Here is a 13,954-nt window from a genome sequence, read left to right on the forward strand (position 1 = left end):
ACCAGCATGTGGTTCTGCCCCAGGTGAGTGGGGTGGTACTTGAATTTCGAGACTGGTTCACACCTAACGAAAAAAAAGGGCGAGGCGGCCGATGGCCTCCCTCCAGAATGACAGCCTACGGACAACATAAGGCTGGAACCCTGCGTGAATACTAGGCTGTGTACGGGTCGAGTACCTGCGCACCTGGCGGCCTGGGCGCCCGCATCCGCAGAGCTAGCCGGCGCTGTACGCCCAGGCCATGGCTACCTTGGAGGTCTGACCATGCCCGCATTCGTACAACGGATATGGGGCTACGCGGTCGCCGCCCTGGTGGCGGTCGCTGCGGTGGCGCTGATCTACCTGCGCGGGCGCAGCGCCGGCCGCGCGGATGAGCGCCAGGAGCGCAAGGACCAAATTAACGAACAGGCGGCGAAGGCTCGCCAGGAGGTGCGCAATGTGGAGAATGAAGTGGCGAGCATGCATGATGATGCTGTTTCTGATCGCCTCAAGTCTGACTGGGCGCGCGCGGCCCCGGCCAGGGTGGGTGTTGAATACTGCGGCCACGCGCGACCGATCGACTTCGATTCAGCCGCGCAAGTTGACCAGATACCGGCGCAGGTGAGGCGCCAGGGTCTGGAGGTCAATGAGGCCTGGCTTCGCCTTTGCAGGGGAAGGAGTGTTAGCCGGCCGAATTGGTTTGCAACTGAGCATGTGACTGTTTTGCGATAAATGTCTGCTTCTCTTGACGGTCAAAGCCAGCAGACTCGTAAAACTTCAGGGTTGCTTCGTCCTTTCGTCCGGTCATTAGCATGACCTTGTAGCAACCTGCAATCCAAGCGGCTTTTAGTGCATGGCCTAGTAGCGCTTTTGCATGACCTCTGCCGCGGAATGCCGCATGCGTCACTACGTTCTCGATTAGCCCGTAGGGCTTGCATCCGCGAGTGAGATTCGGGCCGCGGCGCCGGGGAATCACCGCGGCTGGAGTGGCGGCGTATTGGCGGCGCAGAGCGTTGTCGCCAACAGCATATTGGCATTGCGGATCCAGCCGGGAATCAGGAATGCGTCGATGATCTCCCAGACCGCCGCGACGAGCAGCAGCACAAGGCCCACGCCCAAGGCGGCGAGAAGGATGCCGAGGATGGTGAGGGCGAGCATGGCGACGGCGGTACCGGTCTTGCCGGTGTAAAAGCGATGTCCGCCCAGTCCGCCAAGGAAGAACCACAAGAGATAGGCCACACCGACGCTTTTGCGATTGGCGTCGTACATCATCGCCCGCATGGCGGGATTGTTCATGCTGTCTCCGGGAAGAACCAAGGAATCGGCCGGGGTAGCCCGTTCATGGATAGGCGAATCGTGCCGATATCGCCGCGTGAAATGATTGGTTCTTTCGGCAAGTCCGCCTAGAGCGTGGCGCCAAATTTAGGACTACAGCACTGTGCTGGCCGGCGCCGGGGACAGGGAACGATCCGCAGGCAGGCGGGGTGCCCGGCCTTGCGGCCTTAAGGCGTTCGGACGTCTGCCGGTCAGTCTGCCTGCCATTGGGCGGGCGCCATCTGCCGACTGCGTTATCCTGCATCCCATCATGATGAGAGCACTGTGGCTGATCCTGGGTTGCGTGATGCTGGCGCTGGGCGTGATCGGCGCCTTCCTGCCGGTGATGCCGACCACGATATTCCTGATCCTGGCGGTAGCCTGCTTTTCACGTTCGTCGCCGCGCCTGGAGCGTTGGTTGCTGGACAGCCCGACTTACGGCCCGTCACTGCGCGCCTGGCGCGAGCAGGGCGCGGTATCGCGCAAGGGCAAGCTGTTTGCCTCGCTGGGCATGGCGGTGGGATACGGTCTGTTCTGGTGGGGGGCGCATCCGTCGCCGTGGCTCGCCAGCGGGGTGGGAGTGTTCTTTCTCGCTAGCGCCGCTTATGTGCTGACCCGGCCCACGCCGCGACCCCTGGATCCCCGGCAGAAAGTGCCAGGCGGGCGAGACGGGCCGGGGGCCGGCGCCTGACGCCCGCTGGCACGCTCGCCGTCAGTGCGAGTGCCGCGGATCGCCGCGGGTCTCGACCACTTTCAGATACAGCGTCGCGGGCTCCAGGCAGCCGCCGGTGGACAGCTGCCCCACCAGTTGCCGGTAGAGTTCCTGCCACGGCGTCTGCGCCGGCGGCGCCTGGTAAGGCGGATCTTGGCGGCGCCGTTCCATTTCGTCCGGGTCCACCAGCGCGATGACGCTGCGCTGGTTCAAGTCGACGCGGATGCGGTCGCCGGTGCGCAGCAGTGCCAGGCCGCCACCCACTGCGGCTTCGGGCGACAGGTTCAGGATCGACGGGCTGGCCGAGGTGCCGCTCTGGCGGCCGTCGCCAAGGCAGGGCAGCGAGTCGATGCCACGCTTGAGCAGGTGCGAAGGCGGCGCCATATTGACGACCTCGGCGCTGCCCGGGTAGCCGACCGTGCCGGCGCCGCGGATGACCAGGATGCAGTGCTCATCGATGTCCAGCGCAGGATCCTCGATGCGCGCATGGTAGTCCTCGGGACCATCGAAGACGATGGCGCGGGCCTCGAAGGCATTTTCGTCGCCGGGCGCGGACAGGTAGGCGCGGCGGAATGCCTCGCCCACCACCGACATCTTGATGACCGCGCTGTCGAAGAAATTGCCCGACAGCACGATGAAGCCGGCGCGATGCTTGAGCGGCGCTTCGCAGCTGCGGATGACGTCCGTATCGTGGGTCTTGGCGTCGGCGGCGATCTGGCCGATGGTCTTGCCGGAGACGGTGGCGCAATCGGCATGCAGGCGGCCGGCGGCCAGCAATTGGTGCAGCACGGCGGGAACGCCGCCGGCGCGGTGGAAGCCTTCGCCCAGGTGTTCGCCCGCGGGTACGCAGTTCACCAGCAGCGGCACGTCCTCCCCCAGCCGCTGCCAGTCGTCCAGGCTCAGGTCGATGCCGGCGTGGCGGGCCATGGCGATCAGGTGCGGCGGACAGTTGCTGGAGGCGCCCAGCGCCGAGGCGACGACAATGGCATTTTCAAATGCTTCGCGCGTCAGGATGTGGGACGGGCGCAGGTCCTCGCGCACCATGTCGCAGATGCGCAGGCCGGTGGCATAGGCCATCTGACCGCGCTCGCGGTAGGGCGCGGGAATGCTGGCGCAGGTGGGCAGCGACATACCCAGCGCTTCGGCCAGCGAATTCATCGACAGCGCGGTGCCCATGGTGTTGCAGTGGCCGATGGACGGCGAGGACGCCGTGGCCAGCGTCATGAAGCCTTCGTAGTCCAGCTTGCCCGCCGCCATCAGGTTGCGGGCGTGCCAGATGACCGTGCCGGAGCCGACCCGCTGGCCATCGTGCCAGCCATCCAGCATGGGGCCGCCCGAAAGCACGATGGCCGGAATGTCGACGGTGGCCGCCGCCATCAGGCAGGCGGGCGTGGTCTTGTCGCAGCCGGTGGTCAGCACCACGCCGTCCAGCGGGTAGCCGTGCAGGATCTCGACCAGGCCGAGGTAGGCCAGGTTGCGGTCCAGGGCGGCGGTCGGGCGCCGGCCCTGTTCGGCCAGCGGATGCACTGGAAACTCCATCGGAATGCCGCCGGCGTCACGGATGCCCGCTTTGATGCGTTCGGCCAGCGCCAGGTGGTGGCGATTGCACGGCGCCAGGTCGCTGCCAGTCTGCGCGATGCCGATGATGGGGCGGCCCGATTGCAGTTCCTGACGCGTCAGGCCGTAGTTCAGGTAGCGCTCCACGTAGATCGCCGTCATGTCGGCGTGGGCGGGATCGTCGAACCATTTCTGGCTGCGCAGCTTGCGCGGGGAGTCGGTCATGGATGTCTCGTGTGCTTCAAGGGGGCGGCGTTGTCCGCTTCCGGTACGACAGGCGCCGACGGCGTGCCGTCGGCGCCTGTCGTGCTAGTTGCGTGCCTTGCTGATTTCGGCGTTCAGCCGCTGGATCAGGTCGGGGCCCAGTTCCTGGGTGTATTTATCGACCACGGGTTGCACTTTCTCGCGCATGCGCGCCACCTCCTGCGGCGACACGGTGTTGATCTTCATGCCGGCCTTTTCCAGCGTGCCCATCGCCTTGAGCGAATCGGCGCGGCTGTCTTTGCGCTCGAAGTCGCGCGAGGCGACGGCGGCCTGGCGCACCAGCCGCTGTTCGTCGGGCGAGAGCTTGTCCCACCATTTCTTGGAGGCCATCACCACCCATGGCGTATAGACGTGGCGGGTGATCGTGAGGTAAGGCTGCACTTCGTAGAATTTGCTGCTCTGGATCGTGGTGACGGGATTTTCCTGGCCATCGACGGTACGCGTCTCGAGCGCCGTGAACAGTTCCGAGAACGGCATCGGCACCGCGTTCGCGCCCAGTGTGTTGAACACGCCCAGCGCGATCTGGTTTTGCATCACGCGCAACTTGATGCCCTGCAGGTCTTCGGCGCGCACGATGGGGTGCTTGGAGTTGGTCATGTTGCGAAAGCCGTTCTCCCAATACACCAGCCCGACCAGGCCCTTGGCTTCCAGCTTGTCGAGCAGGTCCTGGCCCAATTGGCCGTCCAGCACGGCGTCGGCCTCCTTTTCGCTGTTGAACAGGAACGGCAGGTCGAAAACACCGAATTCCTTGACCATGCCGGCCAGCGGCGCGGTGGAGCCGACCATCATCTCCTGGGCGCCGCCCACCAGCGCGCCCTGCATCTGCTCGTCGGAGCCGAGGTTGGCCGAGCCGAAGGTCTTCATCTTGAGTTTGCCGCCGCTGATTTTCTCCAGCTCTTGTGCCAGATGGCGCGCGGCGCGGCCCTGCACGCTGTCCTCGTTCAGGCCATAGCCGAAACGGATCAGCCGCGGCTTGACGTCGGCGGCCGCGGCCGCGCCGGCAAAAGCGCAGGACAGCGCCGCGGCCAACGCGATGAAACGGATCTTGAAACGGGGGGTCATGATGTTCCTCCTTGGCGTTTTCTAAGGGGCGTCGGAGCGACGCGCTTGTTTGCGGGCTTCAGTGCATCCAGCTCGCGGGGACGGTGATCACCTCGGGGAAGATCACCAGCAGTATCAGCAGCAGCAAGTAGGCCAGCACATAGCGCCATACGCCCCTGCAGATCGTTTCCATATTGATGCGGGCCACGCCGCAGACCACGTTCAGAACGGTGCCGACCGGCGGGGTCAGCAGGCCGACGCAGCCCACCATGACAAACATGACGCCGAAGTAGACGGGGTCGATGCCGGCCCGGGTGACGACGGGCATGAGCACCGGCGCCAGGATCAGGATGGTCGGCGTCAGGTCCATCACCATGCCCACCAGCGTCAGCAGAACCAACAGCGCAAACATCAGCAGCCTGGGATGGTCCAGTACCGGTTCCAGCAGCGCGATCAGGTCTTGCGGCATGTCGGCCAGCGTGATCATGTAGGACGACACCATGGCGGCCGCCACCAGAAACATGACCACGGCGGTGGTGCGGGCCGCGTTGACAAACAGCGGCAGCAACTGCCGCAGGCCGATCTCGCGGTAGACGAACAGGCTGATCAGCAGGGCGTAGACGGCGGCCACCACTGCCGCCTCGGTAGGGGTGAAAATGCCGCCGCGCAGGCCGCCGATGATGATGACCGGCAGCAGCAGCGCCCAGGCCGATTCGCGCAGCGCCCGCAGGCGGGCCGGCCAGGGCTGGCGCGGCGTGGCCTGGGTGGCGCCATGCCGGCGCGCGATCCAGGTCCATACCGCCACCAGTGTCAGGCCCATCAGCAAACCCGGCACGATGCCGGCGAAGAACAGCTTGGTGATGGAAATGTTGGTGGCGACGCCGAAGATGATGAACGAGATCGACGGCGGAATGATCGGCGCGATGATGCCGCCCGCGGCGATCAGGCCCGAAGCCTGGCCGGCGTCGTAGCCTTTCTCGCGCAACATGGGGATCAGCAGCGAGCCGAGCGCGGCGGCGTCGGCCACGGCCGAGCCGGACAAGGCCGCCAGCAGCACGCTGGCGAAAATGGCGACATAGCCCAGCCCGCCCTGGATATGGCCGACGAACATGCCGGCCAGGTTGACGATGCGGCGCGAAATGCCGCCGGCATTCATCAGTTCGCCGGCCAGCATGAATAGCGGCACCGCCATCAGGGTGAAGCTGTTGGCGCCCGACAGCATGTTCTGCGCCAGGATCTGGCTGTCGAAGAAATCGAGTTGGAACATCATGGCGATCGCGCTCAACAGCAGCGCGAACGCGATCGGCATGCCCAGGGCGATGAGCCCCAGCAACACCAGCAGGAAGACGGTCAGGATCATGGGGCGGGTCCGAACGAATGGCGACGGGGGTCAGACCAGCGGGTCTTTGGCGCGGGACTCCGCCGGCAGCGGGCCGCCGGCCAGCACGCGCAGCAGGTCGAGCAGGGTCAGCAGGCCCATCGCGACGGCGGCGTAGAGCGCGGCGGCGTTGAACACCGCCAGCGGCATCGCCGTCACCGGCAGGCGGGTGTCCAGTCCGATCAGGGTCTGGGCCCAGCTGCCTTCGGCCAGCAGCCACAGGGTCCACAGCACCAGCAATTGGCAGAGGATGTGCGTAACCCGGCGCGCCGCCGGGCCGAAGCGATCGACCAGCATCGTGACGCCGATATGTTGATGGTCGCGCAGTGCCAGCACCGCGCCCAGGAAGATCAGCCAGACGAAGGCCAGGCGGGAGACCTCGTCGGAGACATTGATGCCGGAGTTGAACAGGTAGCGCAGGGCGACGTTGCCGAACAGCAGCACGACCATGACGACCAGGCAGGCCACCATCAGCCAGGTCTGCAACCGGGTGCACCAATCCGCCGCGCGGGCCAGGCGGGCAGCGCCGGACCGCCCCTGAGGGGAACCATGCATGCTTTGTCTCCTTTCCGTTTTCCGGAATTCTTATGGATGTCGTGGAGCGGATGTTAGCGCTAACATTTTTGGTTTGGCAAGCCCCGATCTTTCGGTCAGACTACGTGCTCGCCAATCTCCAGACAGCGCCCGCATAACCAGATGTCCAGCCGCAAGCCCCGCAGCACCCGCGCCGGACGCGTGACCATGCAGGAGGTCGCGCGCCGCGCCGGGGTCAGCGCGATCACCGTGTCGCGCGCTTTGCGCACGCCCGACAAAGTGGCCGAGGCGGTGCGCCTGCGCATTGCCGCGGTCTGCCAGGAACTGGGCTACGTCCCCAACCATGCGGCCAGCGCGCTGGCGTCGGCGCGCTCGCAGACCATCGTGGTGCTGATTCCCTCGCTCAGCAATGTGGTGTTCGTCGACATCATCACGGGCATCAAGGAGGTGCTGGACGCACAGGGCTATCACCTGTTGATCGGGGTCACCGGTTATTCGCCTGATGCCGAGGAGGCGTTGCTGCGCAAGTATCTGCAGCACCTGCCCGACGGGCTGATCCTGACCGGCGTCGACCACAACCCTGGGGTCTGGGAATTATTGCGGGCGCAGGGCATTCCGACGGTCCACACCATCGAGACACTGGCCGGCGACGAAGGCATGAGCGTGGGGTTCTCGCAGTTCGATTCCGGTTACGCCGCCGGCCGCCACCTGGTCGAGCGCGGCTATCGGCGCATCGGCATCGTCGGCGCCCAGCTCGATCCGCGTTCCCTGCGCCGTTGCGAAGGTTGCCGGCAGGCGCTGCGTGACGCCGGACGGTATGACCCGACGCTGGAAATCATGACACCCGAGAAATCGTCGATCGCGCTGGGGGCGGCGCTGCTGGAAACGCTGCGGGCGCGCCATCCCGATTGCGATGCGGTGTTCTTCTGCAACGATGACCTGGCGCAGGGCGCGGTGTTCCAGTGCGGGCGGTTGGGCATCAGCGTGCCCGGACAGATGGCGCTGGTGGGGTTTCATGATTTGGCCGGCACGGCCTGGACCACGCCGCCGTTGTCGACCATTGCCACGCCGCGCTATGAAATCGGCCGGTCCGCGGCGCAACTGCTGATGCGCCACCTGGCCGGGCAGGGGATCGCGCAGCGCCATGTGGACCTGGGCTTCACGCTGGTGCAGCGCGAAACCTCCTGAGCCGCGCGCCGTGTCTAGGCGGCGCGGCGTAGCGCCAGGAACACGCCGGAGGCCATGATCATGGCAATGCCGGTCAGCGCCAGGCCGTCGGGCGGACGTTGGAACCAGAACGTGCTGAAGGCCACCGCCAGCAACAGCTGGAAGTAGTTCAACGGCGCCAGGGTCGCCGCCGGAACGCGTTGGAACGCGGCGATCAGGAGGATCTGCGCCAAGCCGCTGCAGGCGCCCAGGCCCACGATCAAGGCCATGTCGAGCGGCGCCGGCCAGGGATCCGGCAGGAAGAAGGGCGCCGGCAACGCGGTGACGGCCAGGCAGATGAAAGCGGTGTAGGCATATTGCACCGGCCCGGCCACTTTGCCCGATAACTTGCGGGTCAGCACCTGGAAAATGGCGTAGCTGATGGCCGAGACCGCCATCAGCACGGTTCCCAGCAAGGGCAGGTCGGCGCCGGGCCGCACGATCAACAACATGCCCGCGAAGCCGCCGGCCACCGCCATCCATTGTGCCGGCCGCACGCGCTCGCCAAGCAGCCAGGGCGACAGCGCCACCATGATCAGGGGCGAGGTGAAGTAGATGGCCGTGGCCTCCGACAGGGGCATCCAGATCAGGGCCGTCATGAAGCAGGTGCCGACCGTGGCCAGCATGATGCCGCGCAGTATCAGCAGGGGCTTGTGCGAGGCGCCGCGCAGGTCCGGCCAGCGCTGGCGCCACAGCAGCGCCAGCGCCAGTACCGCGACCGCGGTATAGCGCATGATGTTCAGGAACGGCGCCGGATAGCGCGCCAGCATCTGCTTGGAGCCCGCATCAAACGTGGCAAAGGCCAGCAGCGCCGCGAAGAACAGCAGGATGCCGGCCTGGCGCGCGCCACTGGCCGGGATGGCGCCGGGCGCCGTGGCAGGGTGAGTGGCCATGGCGGGGTCAGGCGCGGTCCAGGCCCTGCAGGAATGCGTCCAGCGCCGGGCCGATGGCCTGCACCATGTAACCGCCTTCCTGCACGACCACCGTGGGCACGCCCAGGCTGGCCACGCGCGCGCCGATGTCGCGGTAGGCGTCGATGTCCAGCCGCAGCACGCTGATGGGATCGTCCTTGTAGGTATCGAAGCCCAGCGCCAGCACCAGCGCCTGCGGCCCGTAGCCGGCCAGCGCCGCCAGCGCGCTGTCCAGCGCCCGCAGGAACGGGTCGCTGTCCGAGCCGTGCGCCAGCGGCAGGTTGAGGTTGCAGCCGGCGCCCGCGCCGTGGCCACGTTCGTGCGCATAGCCGGTATAGAACGGATAGTAGCCGGTGGGGTCGGCATGCAGCGACACCGTCATGACGTCGGCGCGCTGGTAGAAGATGTTCTGGGTGCCGTCGCCATGGTGCGCGTCGACGTCCAGCACCGCCACTTTGGCCCAGGTCTGCAACAAGCGGGCGGCGGCGGCCGCGCTGCTGTTCAGGTAGCAGAAGCCGCCGGCGCGGTCGCGGTGCGCATGGTGGCCGGAAGGGCGGCACAGGGCGTAGGCTGTTTCACCGGTGGCGGCCACGTGTTCGGCCGCGGCCACCGCGCTGTGCGTGGAGCGCAGCGCCGAACGCCAGGTGTGCGGGCCGATGGGGCAGGACAGGTCGCTCAGGTAGTAACCGGTCTGCGCCACGATCGACGGCGACGGACAAGGGCCGCGCCCGGCCGATTCGATCCGGCCGCTGTAGTAGGGTGACAGGTTGGGCAGTACCTCGGGGCCGGGGTCGACGCCGGGGGCCTTGAGCGCCTGCCAGCGGGCAAAAGCGGTCTCCAGGTAGTCCAGGTAGTCCGCGCTGTGGATGCCTTCCAGCGGCTGGCGGCCGAAGTCGGGCGGGGCCTGGACCGCGATGCCGCGCGCCGCCAGCGCGCCTTGCAGGCTGTGGGCGCGCGAGGGCAGGTCGGTAGGGGTGCTGATACGCCCCAGCCGCATGAACTGCTGCGGCGTGTGTAGCAGTTGTTCTTCCGAGAAAAACGCCTTCATGGTGTTCCTTTGCGCGTCGGCCGGACCGGGCCCGCCGATCGGCGGGGGCATGCCCGGCTGTTGGGGCGTGACGGTCGGTGTGTGACGGGTCGTCAGTGCGAACAGCCGGCGGCGGGCTGTCCCGCCTGCTTGATCTCGATCTCGACGAACACGAATTCCGTGTCGCCCGGGTTGATGACGTTGTGCTCGACGCCGACCGGGCGGTAGTAGGCCACGCCGGTGGTGAGCTGGCTGGTGACCTGGCCTTCGGGCGTGTCCAGCAGCAGCGGGCCGGTGGTCTGCGGCACCACGACGTAGTTCATGCCATGGCGGTGCCAACCGGTTTCCCCGCCGGGCGGAAAGCGCCATTCGGTGACGGTGACCTGGTCATTGTCGATCTGGACGGTGGGCACGGCGGGCGGGCGTTGCATGCAAGTCTCCTTGGGGGGTGATGCCGCGGGCGCTGGCGCCGCGGCGGGTCATGCGGTTTACACCGCCGCAACCTGGGCCTGGGTCGGGTCCCAATGCTGGCCCGGCACGGCGGCGATGAGTTGTTGCGTGTAAGCGTGTTGCGGGTTGTCGAAAATCTGGCTGGGCGATCCGTATTCCACCACCTTGCCTCGGTGCATGACCAGCACCGAATTGCAGATCTGGGCGGCAACGCGCAGGTCGTGGGTGATGAACACCAGCGCGATCTGCAGGCGCTGCTGCAGGTCGTGCAGCAGTTGCAGCACCTGGGCCTGCACCGAGACGTCCAGCGCCGACACCGATTCGTCGGCCACCAGCACCTTGGGTTCCAGCGCCAGGGCGCGGGCGATGCCGATGCGCTGGCGCTGGCCGCCGGAGAACTGGTTGGGGTAGCGGTCGAACGCCGACGGGTCCAGACCCACCAGCGACAGCAGCTCGCGCACGCGGGCCTCGGCCCGGGCGCGCGGCACGCCGTTGGCGACCGGGCCGTCGCTGATGATGCGGCCGACGGTATGGCGCGGGTTGAGCGAGGCGAAAGGGTCCTGGAAGATCATCTGGATATCCTTGCGCAGCGGCCGGAAGCGCGACTCGGGCAGGGTGGCGATGTCCTGGCCGTTGAAGATCAGCTGGCCGCCGTTGATGCCGACCAGCTTGAGCAGGCACTTGCCGATGGTCGACTTGCCCGAGCCGGATTCGCCGACGATGCCCAGCGTTTCGCCGCGCCGCACGCTGAAGCTGACTCCGTCGACTGCATGCACTTCGCGCTTGCCGCCCAGCCAGCCGTGTCCGACGACATAGGTCTTCTTCAGATCCTTCACCTCCAGCACCGGTTGTTCCGGCGTGGCGGCGGCGCGTTCCTCGCCGCGGCGGTGCGGCACCGCCGCGATCAGGCGCTGGGTGTAGGGATGGCGGGGGCGATTCAGCACTTCCTCGGCCGGGCCCTGCTCGACCAGAATGCCCTTTTCCATCACCGCCACGCGGTGCGCGATCTCGGCGACCACGCCGAAGTCGTGGGTGACGAACATCACGCCCATGCCTTTTTCCTTCTGGATGCGGGCGATCAGCGCCAGGATCTGGGCCTGGGTGGTGACATCCAGCGCCGTGGTCGGCTCGTCGGCGATCAGCAGCGCCGGCTCCAGCGCCAGCGCCATCGCGATCATGACGCGCTGGCGCTGGCCGCCCGACAGCCGGAAGGGATAGACGTGGTAGAGCGTGGCCGGGTCCGGCAGGCCGACGAAGGCCAGCAGTTCCAGCGTGCGCCGCATGCGCTCGGGGCCGGGGTAGGCGTTGTGCACGCGCATGACCTCGTTGATCTGTTCGCCGACCGTCATCAGCGGGTTCAGCGCCGACAGCGGTTCCTGGAAGATCATGGCCATGTCCTTGCCGCGCATGCCTTGCAGCGTGGCCTCGTCCTGGCGCAACAGATCAGTGCCGCGGAACAGGATGCGGCCCTGTTGCGGCGTCAGGTAGTCGGGCAGCAGGCCCATGATGGCGTTGGCGCTCATGGACTTGCCGGAGCCGGACTCGCCGACAATACAGAGGATTTCGCCGGCATGGATGTCATAGGAGACATCCTGCACCGCGAATGGACGGTCGCCGCCGCGGGGCAGGGCGATGCTGAGGTTCTGGATGGACAGCAGGGGCGTGGGTGCGTTCATGCCGTTCTCCTATTCGCCGCGCTTGCGCAGTTGCGGGTTGAGGGCGTCGTTCAGGCCTTCGCCGATCAGGTTGATGGCCAGCACGGTCAGCAGGATCGCCACGCCCGGCCACACGCTCATCCACCAGGCTTCGCGGATCATGGTGCGCGCGGCGCCGATCATGAAGCCCCAGCTCATCTCGTTGCGGTCGCCCAGTCCCAGGAACGACAGCGACGATTCGGTCAGGATGGCGGTAGCCACCATGAACGAGGCCGACACGATGATGGGCGACATGGCGTTCGGCAGGATCTGTGTGCCGACAATGCGCGCCGGCGTCTGGCCGATGACGATGGCCGCCTGCACGAACTCGCGTTGTTTCAGGGTCATGAACTCGGACCGGACCAGCCGCGCCGCCGGCGGCCATGACACCACCGCGATCGCGCCCATGATGGAATACATCGAGGGGCCCAGGATCGCCACCAGCACCACCGCCATCGCCAGTTGCGGGATAGTCTGGAAGAACTCGGTGAAGCGCATCAGCGCGTCATCGACCCGGCCGCCGCAGTAGCCGGCAATGGCGCCCACGACGATGCCGAACACCAGCGCCACCGCCGTGGACAGCAGGCCCACCATCAGCGAGACGCGGGCGCCCCACACCAGGCCGGCGGTGATGTCGCGGCCCAGCATGTCGGTGCCGAACGGATAGGCGGCGTCGGTGAAAGGCGGGATCAGCGGATCGGCCACCATCATCCAGGGCGAATCCTGATAAAGCAGGGGCGCGGCCAGCGCCACGATGACCACCACCAGCATGATGGCCAATCCGGCCACCGCGCCATAGTTGCGCATATAGCGTCGGGCGAATTGCTTCATGCCGCGGCTCCTTGTTGCGCGCCCGCGCTGATGCGCGGATCGATCAGGCGGTACAGTACGTCGGTCAACAGGTTGAACACCACCACCATGATCGAGGTCACCAGGAAAATACCCAGCAGCAGCTGGTAGTCGCGTTGCAGCAACGCGTCGAACATCAGCCGGCCGATACCGGGCCAGGCGAACACGGTTTCGGTCAGCACCGCGCCGCCGGCCATCTGGCCCAGCTGGATGCCGGCGAAGGTGATGACCGGCAGCAGCGCATTGCGCAGCACGTGGGCGCGGATCACGCGGCCGGGGCTCACCCCCTTGGCGCGCGCCGTCTTGACAAAGTCCATGCCGATCACTTCCAGCATCGAAGCGCGCGTCAGGCGCACGTACACCGCCATGAAGAAGCAGCCCAGCGTCACGGTCGGCAGGATCAGGTGCTGGGCGATGTCGGCGGCGCGGGCCCAGCCAGTCAGGCCGGCCCCTACCGTTTCCATGCCGAAGGCGGGCAGCCAGCCCAGCACCACGGAGAACAGCAGGATGCCCATCAGCGACAACCAGAACAGCGGCGTGGCATAGAGCAGCAGGGCGCCGGTCATGACCGAGCTGTCGATCCAGCGGCGCTTGTTACGGTAGCGCGCCTTGGCCGCGACCACGCCCAGCAGCACGCCCAGCACGATCGAGAACAGGAAGGCGCAGGACATCAGCAGGAAGGTGGCGGGCAGGCGTTCGACGATCAGGTCCAGCACCGGCACATGGTTGCGATAGGAAAAGCCCAGGTCCAGTTGGACCACGCCTTTCAGGTACAGGAACAGTTGCGTCAGCACGGGCTTGTCCAATCCGAACGCGACGCGTAGTTGCTCGACATAGGCGGCGTCACCCGCGCCCGCCTGGCCCGCCAGCACGGCGGCGGGGTCGCCCGGCGCCAGGCGGATCAGGAAGAAATTGATGATGACCACGCCCAGCACGACCACCAGGGCCTTGCCGATGCGTGAAACCAGGAAAGACAGGAATTTCATGCTCTGGATCCTCCGTGGACGGGCGCTGGCGTCCGTCGCGCGGCCGCGCGCCGCG

General features: G+C 66.7%; 15 protein-coding genes. 3 read left to right on the top strand and 12 right to left on the bottom strand.

Annotation, left to right across the window (positions count from 1 at the left end; all coding sequences use genetic code 11):
- Positions 1-261: 261 nt before the first annotated feature.
- Positions 262-708, top strand: coding sequence for a hypothetical protein (locus HV701_RS26805; protein WP_244957926.1), 447 nt, complete (start codon positions 262-264; stop codon positions 706-708).
- Here the strand turns inward: HV701_RS26805 and HV701_RS26810 are convergent.
- Together HV701_RS26810 and HV701_RS17075 are read right to left on the bottom strand one after the other, a co-directional pair.
- Complete coding sequence (locus HV701_RS26810; RefSeq protein WP_276512733.1) at positions 659-952, bottom strand: GNAT family N-acetyltransferase; 294 nt, start codon at positions 950-952, stop codon at positions 659-661. The two genes, HV701_RS26805 and HV701_RS26810, sit on opposite strands and share 50 nt — an antisense overlap.
- Positions 949-1,272 carry a TM2 domain-containing protein gene (locus HV701_RS17075; RefSeq protein ID WP_175134208.1) on the bottom strand — a complete coding sequence of 108 codons (324 nt, stop codon included), beginning with the start codon at positions 1,270-1,272 and terminating at the stop codon, positions 949-951. The genes HV701_RS26810 and HV701_RS17075 overlap by 4 nt, the downstream gene beginning before the upstream one ends.
- A gap of 289 nt (positions 1,273-1,561) precedes the next feature.
- Between HV701_RS17075 and HV701_RS17080 the strand changes: the two genes are divergently transcribed.
- Positions 1,562-1,981: a YbaN family protein gene (locus HV701_RS17080; protein ID WP_217467970.1), complete on the top strand. Its 420-nt coding sequence runs from the start codon at positions 1,562-1,564 to the stop codon at positions 1,979-1,981.
- A 21-nt stretch (positions 1,982-2,002) separates the two neighbouring features.
- Here HV701_RS17080 and HV701_RS17085 read toward each other — a convergent pair whose 3' ends face one another.
- From HV701_RS17085 to HV701_RS17100, 4 genes are all read right to left on the bottom strand, one after another.
- Positions 2,003-3,784, bottom strand: a complete 1,782-nt coding sequence (locus HV701_RS17085) for an IlvD/Edd family dehydratase (RefSeq protein WP_175134209.1) — start codon at positions 3,782-3,784, stop codon at positions 2,003-2,005.
- An 84-nt stretch (positions 3,785-3,868) separates the two neighbouring features.
- Positions 3,869-4,885: a TRAP transporter substrate-binding protein gene (locus HV701_RS17090; RefSeq protein ID WP_175134210.1), complete on the bottom strand. Its 1,017-nt coding sequence runs from the start codon at positions 4,883-4,885 to the stop codon at positions 3,869-3,871.
- A 58-nt stretch (positions 4,886-4,943) separates the two neighbouring features.
- Complete coding sequence (locus tag HV701_RS17095) at positions 4,944-6,224, bottom strand: TRAP transporter large permease (protein WP_175134211.1); 1,281 nt, start codon at positions 6,222-6,224, stop codon at positions 4,944-4,946.
- Positions 6,225-6,254: 30 nt separating this feature from the next.
- Complete coding sequence (locus HV701_RS17100; RefSeq protein ID WP_175134212.1) at positions 6,255-6,797, bottom strand: TRAP transporter small permease; 543 nt, start codon at positions 6,795-6,797, stop codon at positions 6,255-6,257.
- Between the two features lie 141 nt (positions 6,798-6,938).
- On the opposite strand from HV701_RS17100, the gene gntR reads away from it, so the two are divergent.
- Positions 6,939-7,964 carry an HTH-type transcriptional regulator GntR gene (gene gntR / locus HV701_RS17105; RefSeq protein WP_175134213.1) on the top strand — a complete coding sequence of 342 codons (1,026 nt, stop codon included), beginning with the start codon at positions 6,939-6,941 and terminating at the stop codon, positions 7,962-7,964.
- Positions 7,965-7,978: 14 nt separating this feature from the next.
- Here gntR and HV701_RS17110 read toward each other — a convergent pair whose 3' ends face one another.
- From HV701_RS17110 to HV701_RS17135, 6 genes are all read right to left on the bottom strand, one after another.
- The gene (locus tag HV701_RS17110; protein ID WP_175134214.1) at positions 7,979-8,875 is read right to left on the bottom strand and encodes a DMT family transporter; all 897 of its coding nucleotides are present in this window, start codon (positions 8,873-8,875) and stop codon (positions 7,979-7,981) included.
- Between the two features lie 7 nt (positions 8,876-8,882).
- Positions 8,883-9,941, bottom strand: coding sequence for a histone deacetylase family protein (locus tag HV701_RS17115; RefSeq protein WP_175134215.1), 1,059 nt, complete (start codon positions 9,939-9,941; stop codon positions 8,883-8,885).
- Positions 9,942-10,033: 92 nt separating this feature from the next.
- Complete coding sequence (locus HV701_RS17120) at positions 10,034-10,351, bottom strand: cupin domain-containing protein (protein WP_175134216.1); 318 nt, start codon at positions 10,349-10,351, stop codon at positions 10,034-10,036.
- Between the two features lie 57 nt (positions 10,352-10,408).
- Positions 10,409-12,046 (bottom strand): ABC transporter ATP-binding protein, encoded by a 1,638-nt coding sequence (locus HV701_RS17125; RefSeq protein WP_175134217.1) that lies wholly within the window; start codon positions 12,044-12,046, stop codon positions 10,409-10,411.
- Positions 12,047-12,055: 9 nt separating this feature from the next.
- Positions 12,056-12,895, bottom strand: coding sequence for an ABC transporter permease (locus HV701_RS17130; protein WP_175134218.1), 840 nt, complete (start codon positions 12,893-12,895; stop codon positions 12,056-12,058).
- Complete coding sequence (locus tag HV701_RS17135; RefSeq protein WP_175134219.1) at positions 12,892-13,899, bottom strand: ABC transporter permease; 1,008 nt, start codon at positions 13,897-13,899, stop codon at positions 12,892-12,894. The genes HV701_RS17130 and HV701_RS17135 overlap by 4 nt, the downstream gene beginning before the upstream one ends.
- Positions 13,900-13,954: the final 55 nt, after the last annotated feature.

The organism is Achromobacter pulmonis, from assembly GCF_902859765.1.
In the GTDB taxonomy this organism is placed as follows: domain Bacteria; phylum Pseudomonadota; class Gammaproteobacteria; order Burkholderiales; family Burkholderiaceae_B; genus Achromobacter; species Achromobacter pulmonis.

Excerpts from the sequence above, each read along its gene's own strand:
- HV701_RS17130 (WP_175134218.1), bottom strand. The coding sequence starts at position 12,895 with ATGAAGCAATTCGCCCGACGCTATATGCGCAACTATGGCGCGGTGGCC.
- HV701_RS17095 (WP_175134211.1), bottom strand. The coding sequence starts at position 6,224 with ATGATCCTGACCGTCTTCCTGCTGGTGTTGCTGGGGCTCATCGCCCTG.
- HV701_RS17125 (WP_175134217.1), bottom strand. The coding sequence starts at position 12,046 with ATGAACGCACCCACGCCCCTGCTGTCCATCCAGAACCTCAGCATCGCC.
- HV701_RS26805 (WP_244957926.1), top strand. The coding sequence starts at position 262 with ATGCCCGCATTCGTACAACGGATATGGGGCTACGCGGTCGCCGCCCTG.
- HV701_RS17075 (WP_175134208.1), bottom strand. The coding sequence starts at position 1,272 with ATGAACAATCCCGCCATGCGGGCGATGATGTACGACGCCAATCGCAAA.
- HV701_RS17120 (WP_175134216.1), bottom strand. The coding sequence starts at position 10,351 with ATGCAACGCCCGCCCGCCGTGCCCACCGTCCAGATCGACAATGACCAG.
- HV701_RS17090 (WP_175134210.1), bottom strand. The coding sequence starts at position 4,885 with ATGACCCCCCGTTTCAAGATCCGTTTCATCGCGTTGGCCGCGGCGCTG.
- gntR (WP_175134213.1), top strand. The coding sequence starts at position 6,939 with ATGTCCAGCCGCAAGCCCCGCAGCACCCGCGCCGGACGCGTGACCATG.
- HV701_RS17100 (WP_175134212.1), bottom strand. The coding sequence starts at position 6,797 with ATGCATGGTTCCCCTCAGGGGCGGTCCGGCGCTGCCCGCCTGGCCCGC.
- HV701_RS17085 (WP_175134209.1), bottom strand. The coding sequence starts at position 3,784 with ATGACCGACTCCCCGCGCAAGCTGCGCAGCCAGAAATGGTTCGACGAT.
- HV701_RS17135 (WP_175134219.1), bottom strand. The coding sequence starts at position 13,899 with ATGAAATTCCTGTCTTTCCTGGTTTCACGCATCGGCAAGGCCCTGGTG.
- HV701_RS17115 (WP_175134215.1), bottom strand. The coding sequence starts at position 9,941 with ATGAAGGCGTTTTTCTCGGAAGAACAACTGCTACACACGCCGCAGCAG.
- HV701_RS17110 (WP_175134214.1), bottom strand. The coding sequence starts at position 8,875 with ATGGCCACTCACCCTGCCACGGCGCCCGGCGCCATCCCGGCCAGTGGC.
- HV701_RS17080 (WP_217467970.1), top strand. The coding sequence starts at position 1,562 with ATGATGAGAGCACTGTGGCTGATCCTGGGTTGCGTGATGCTGGCGCTG.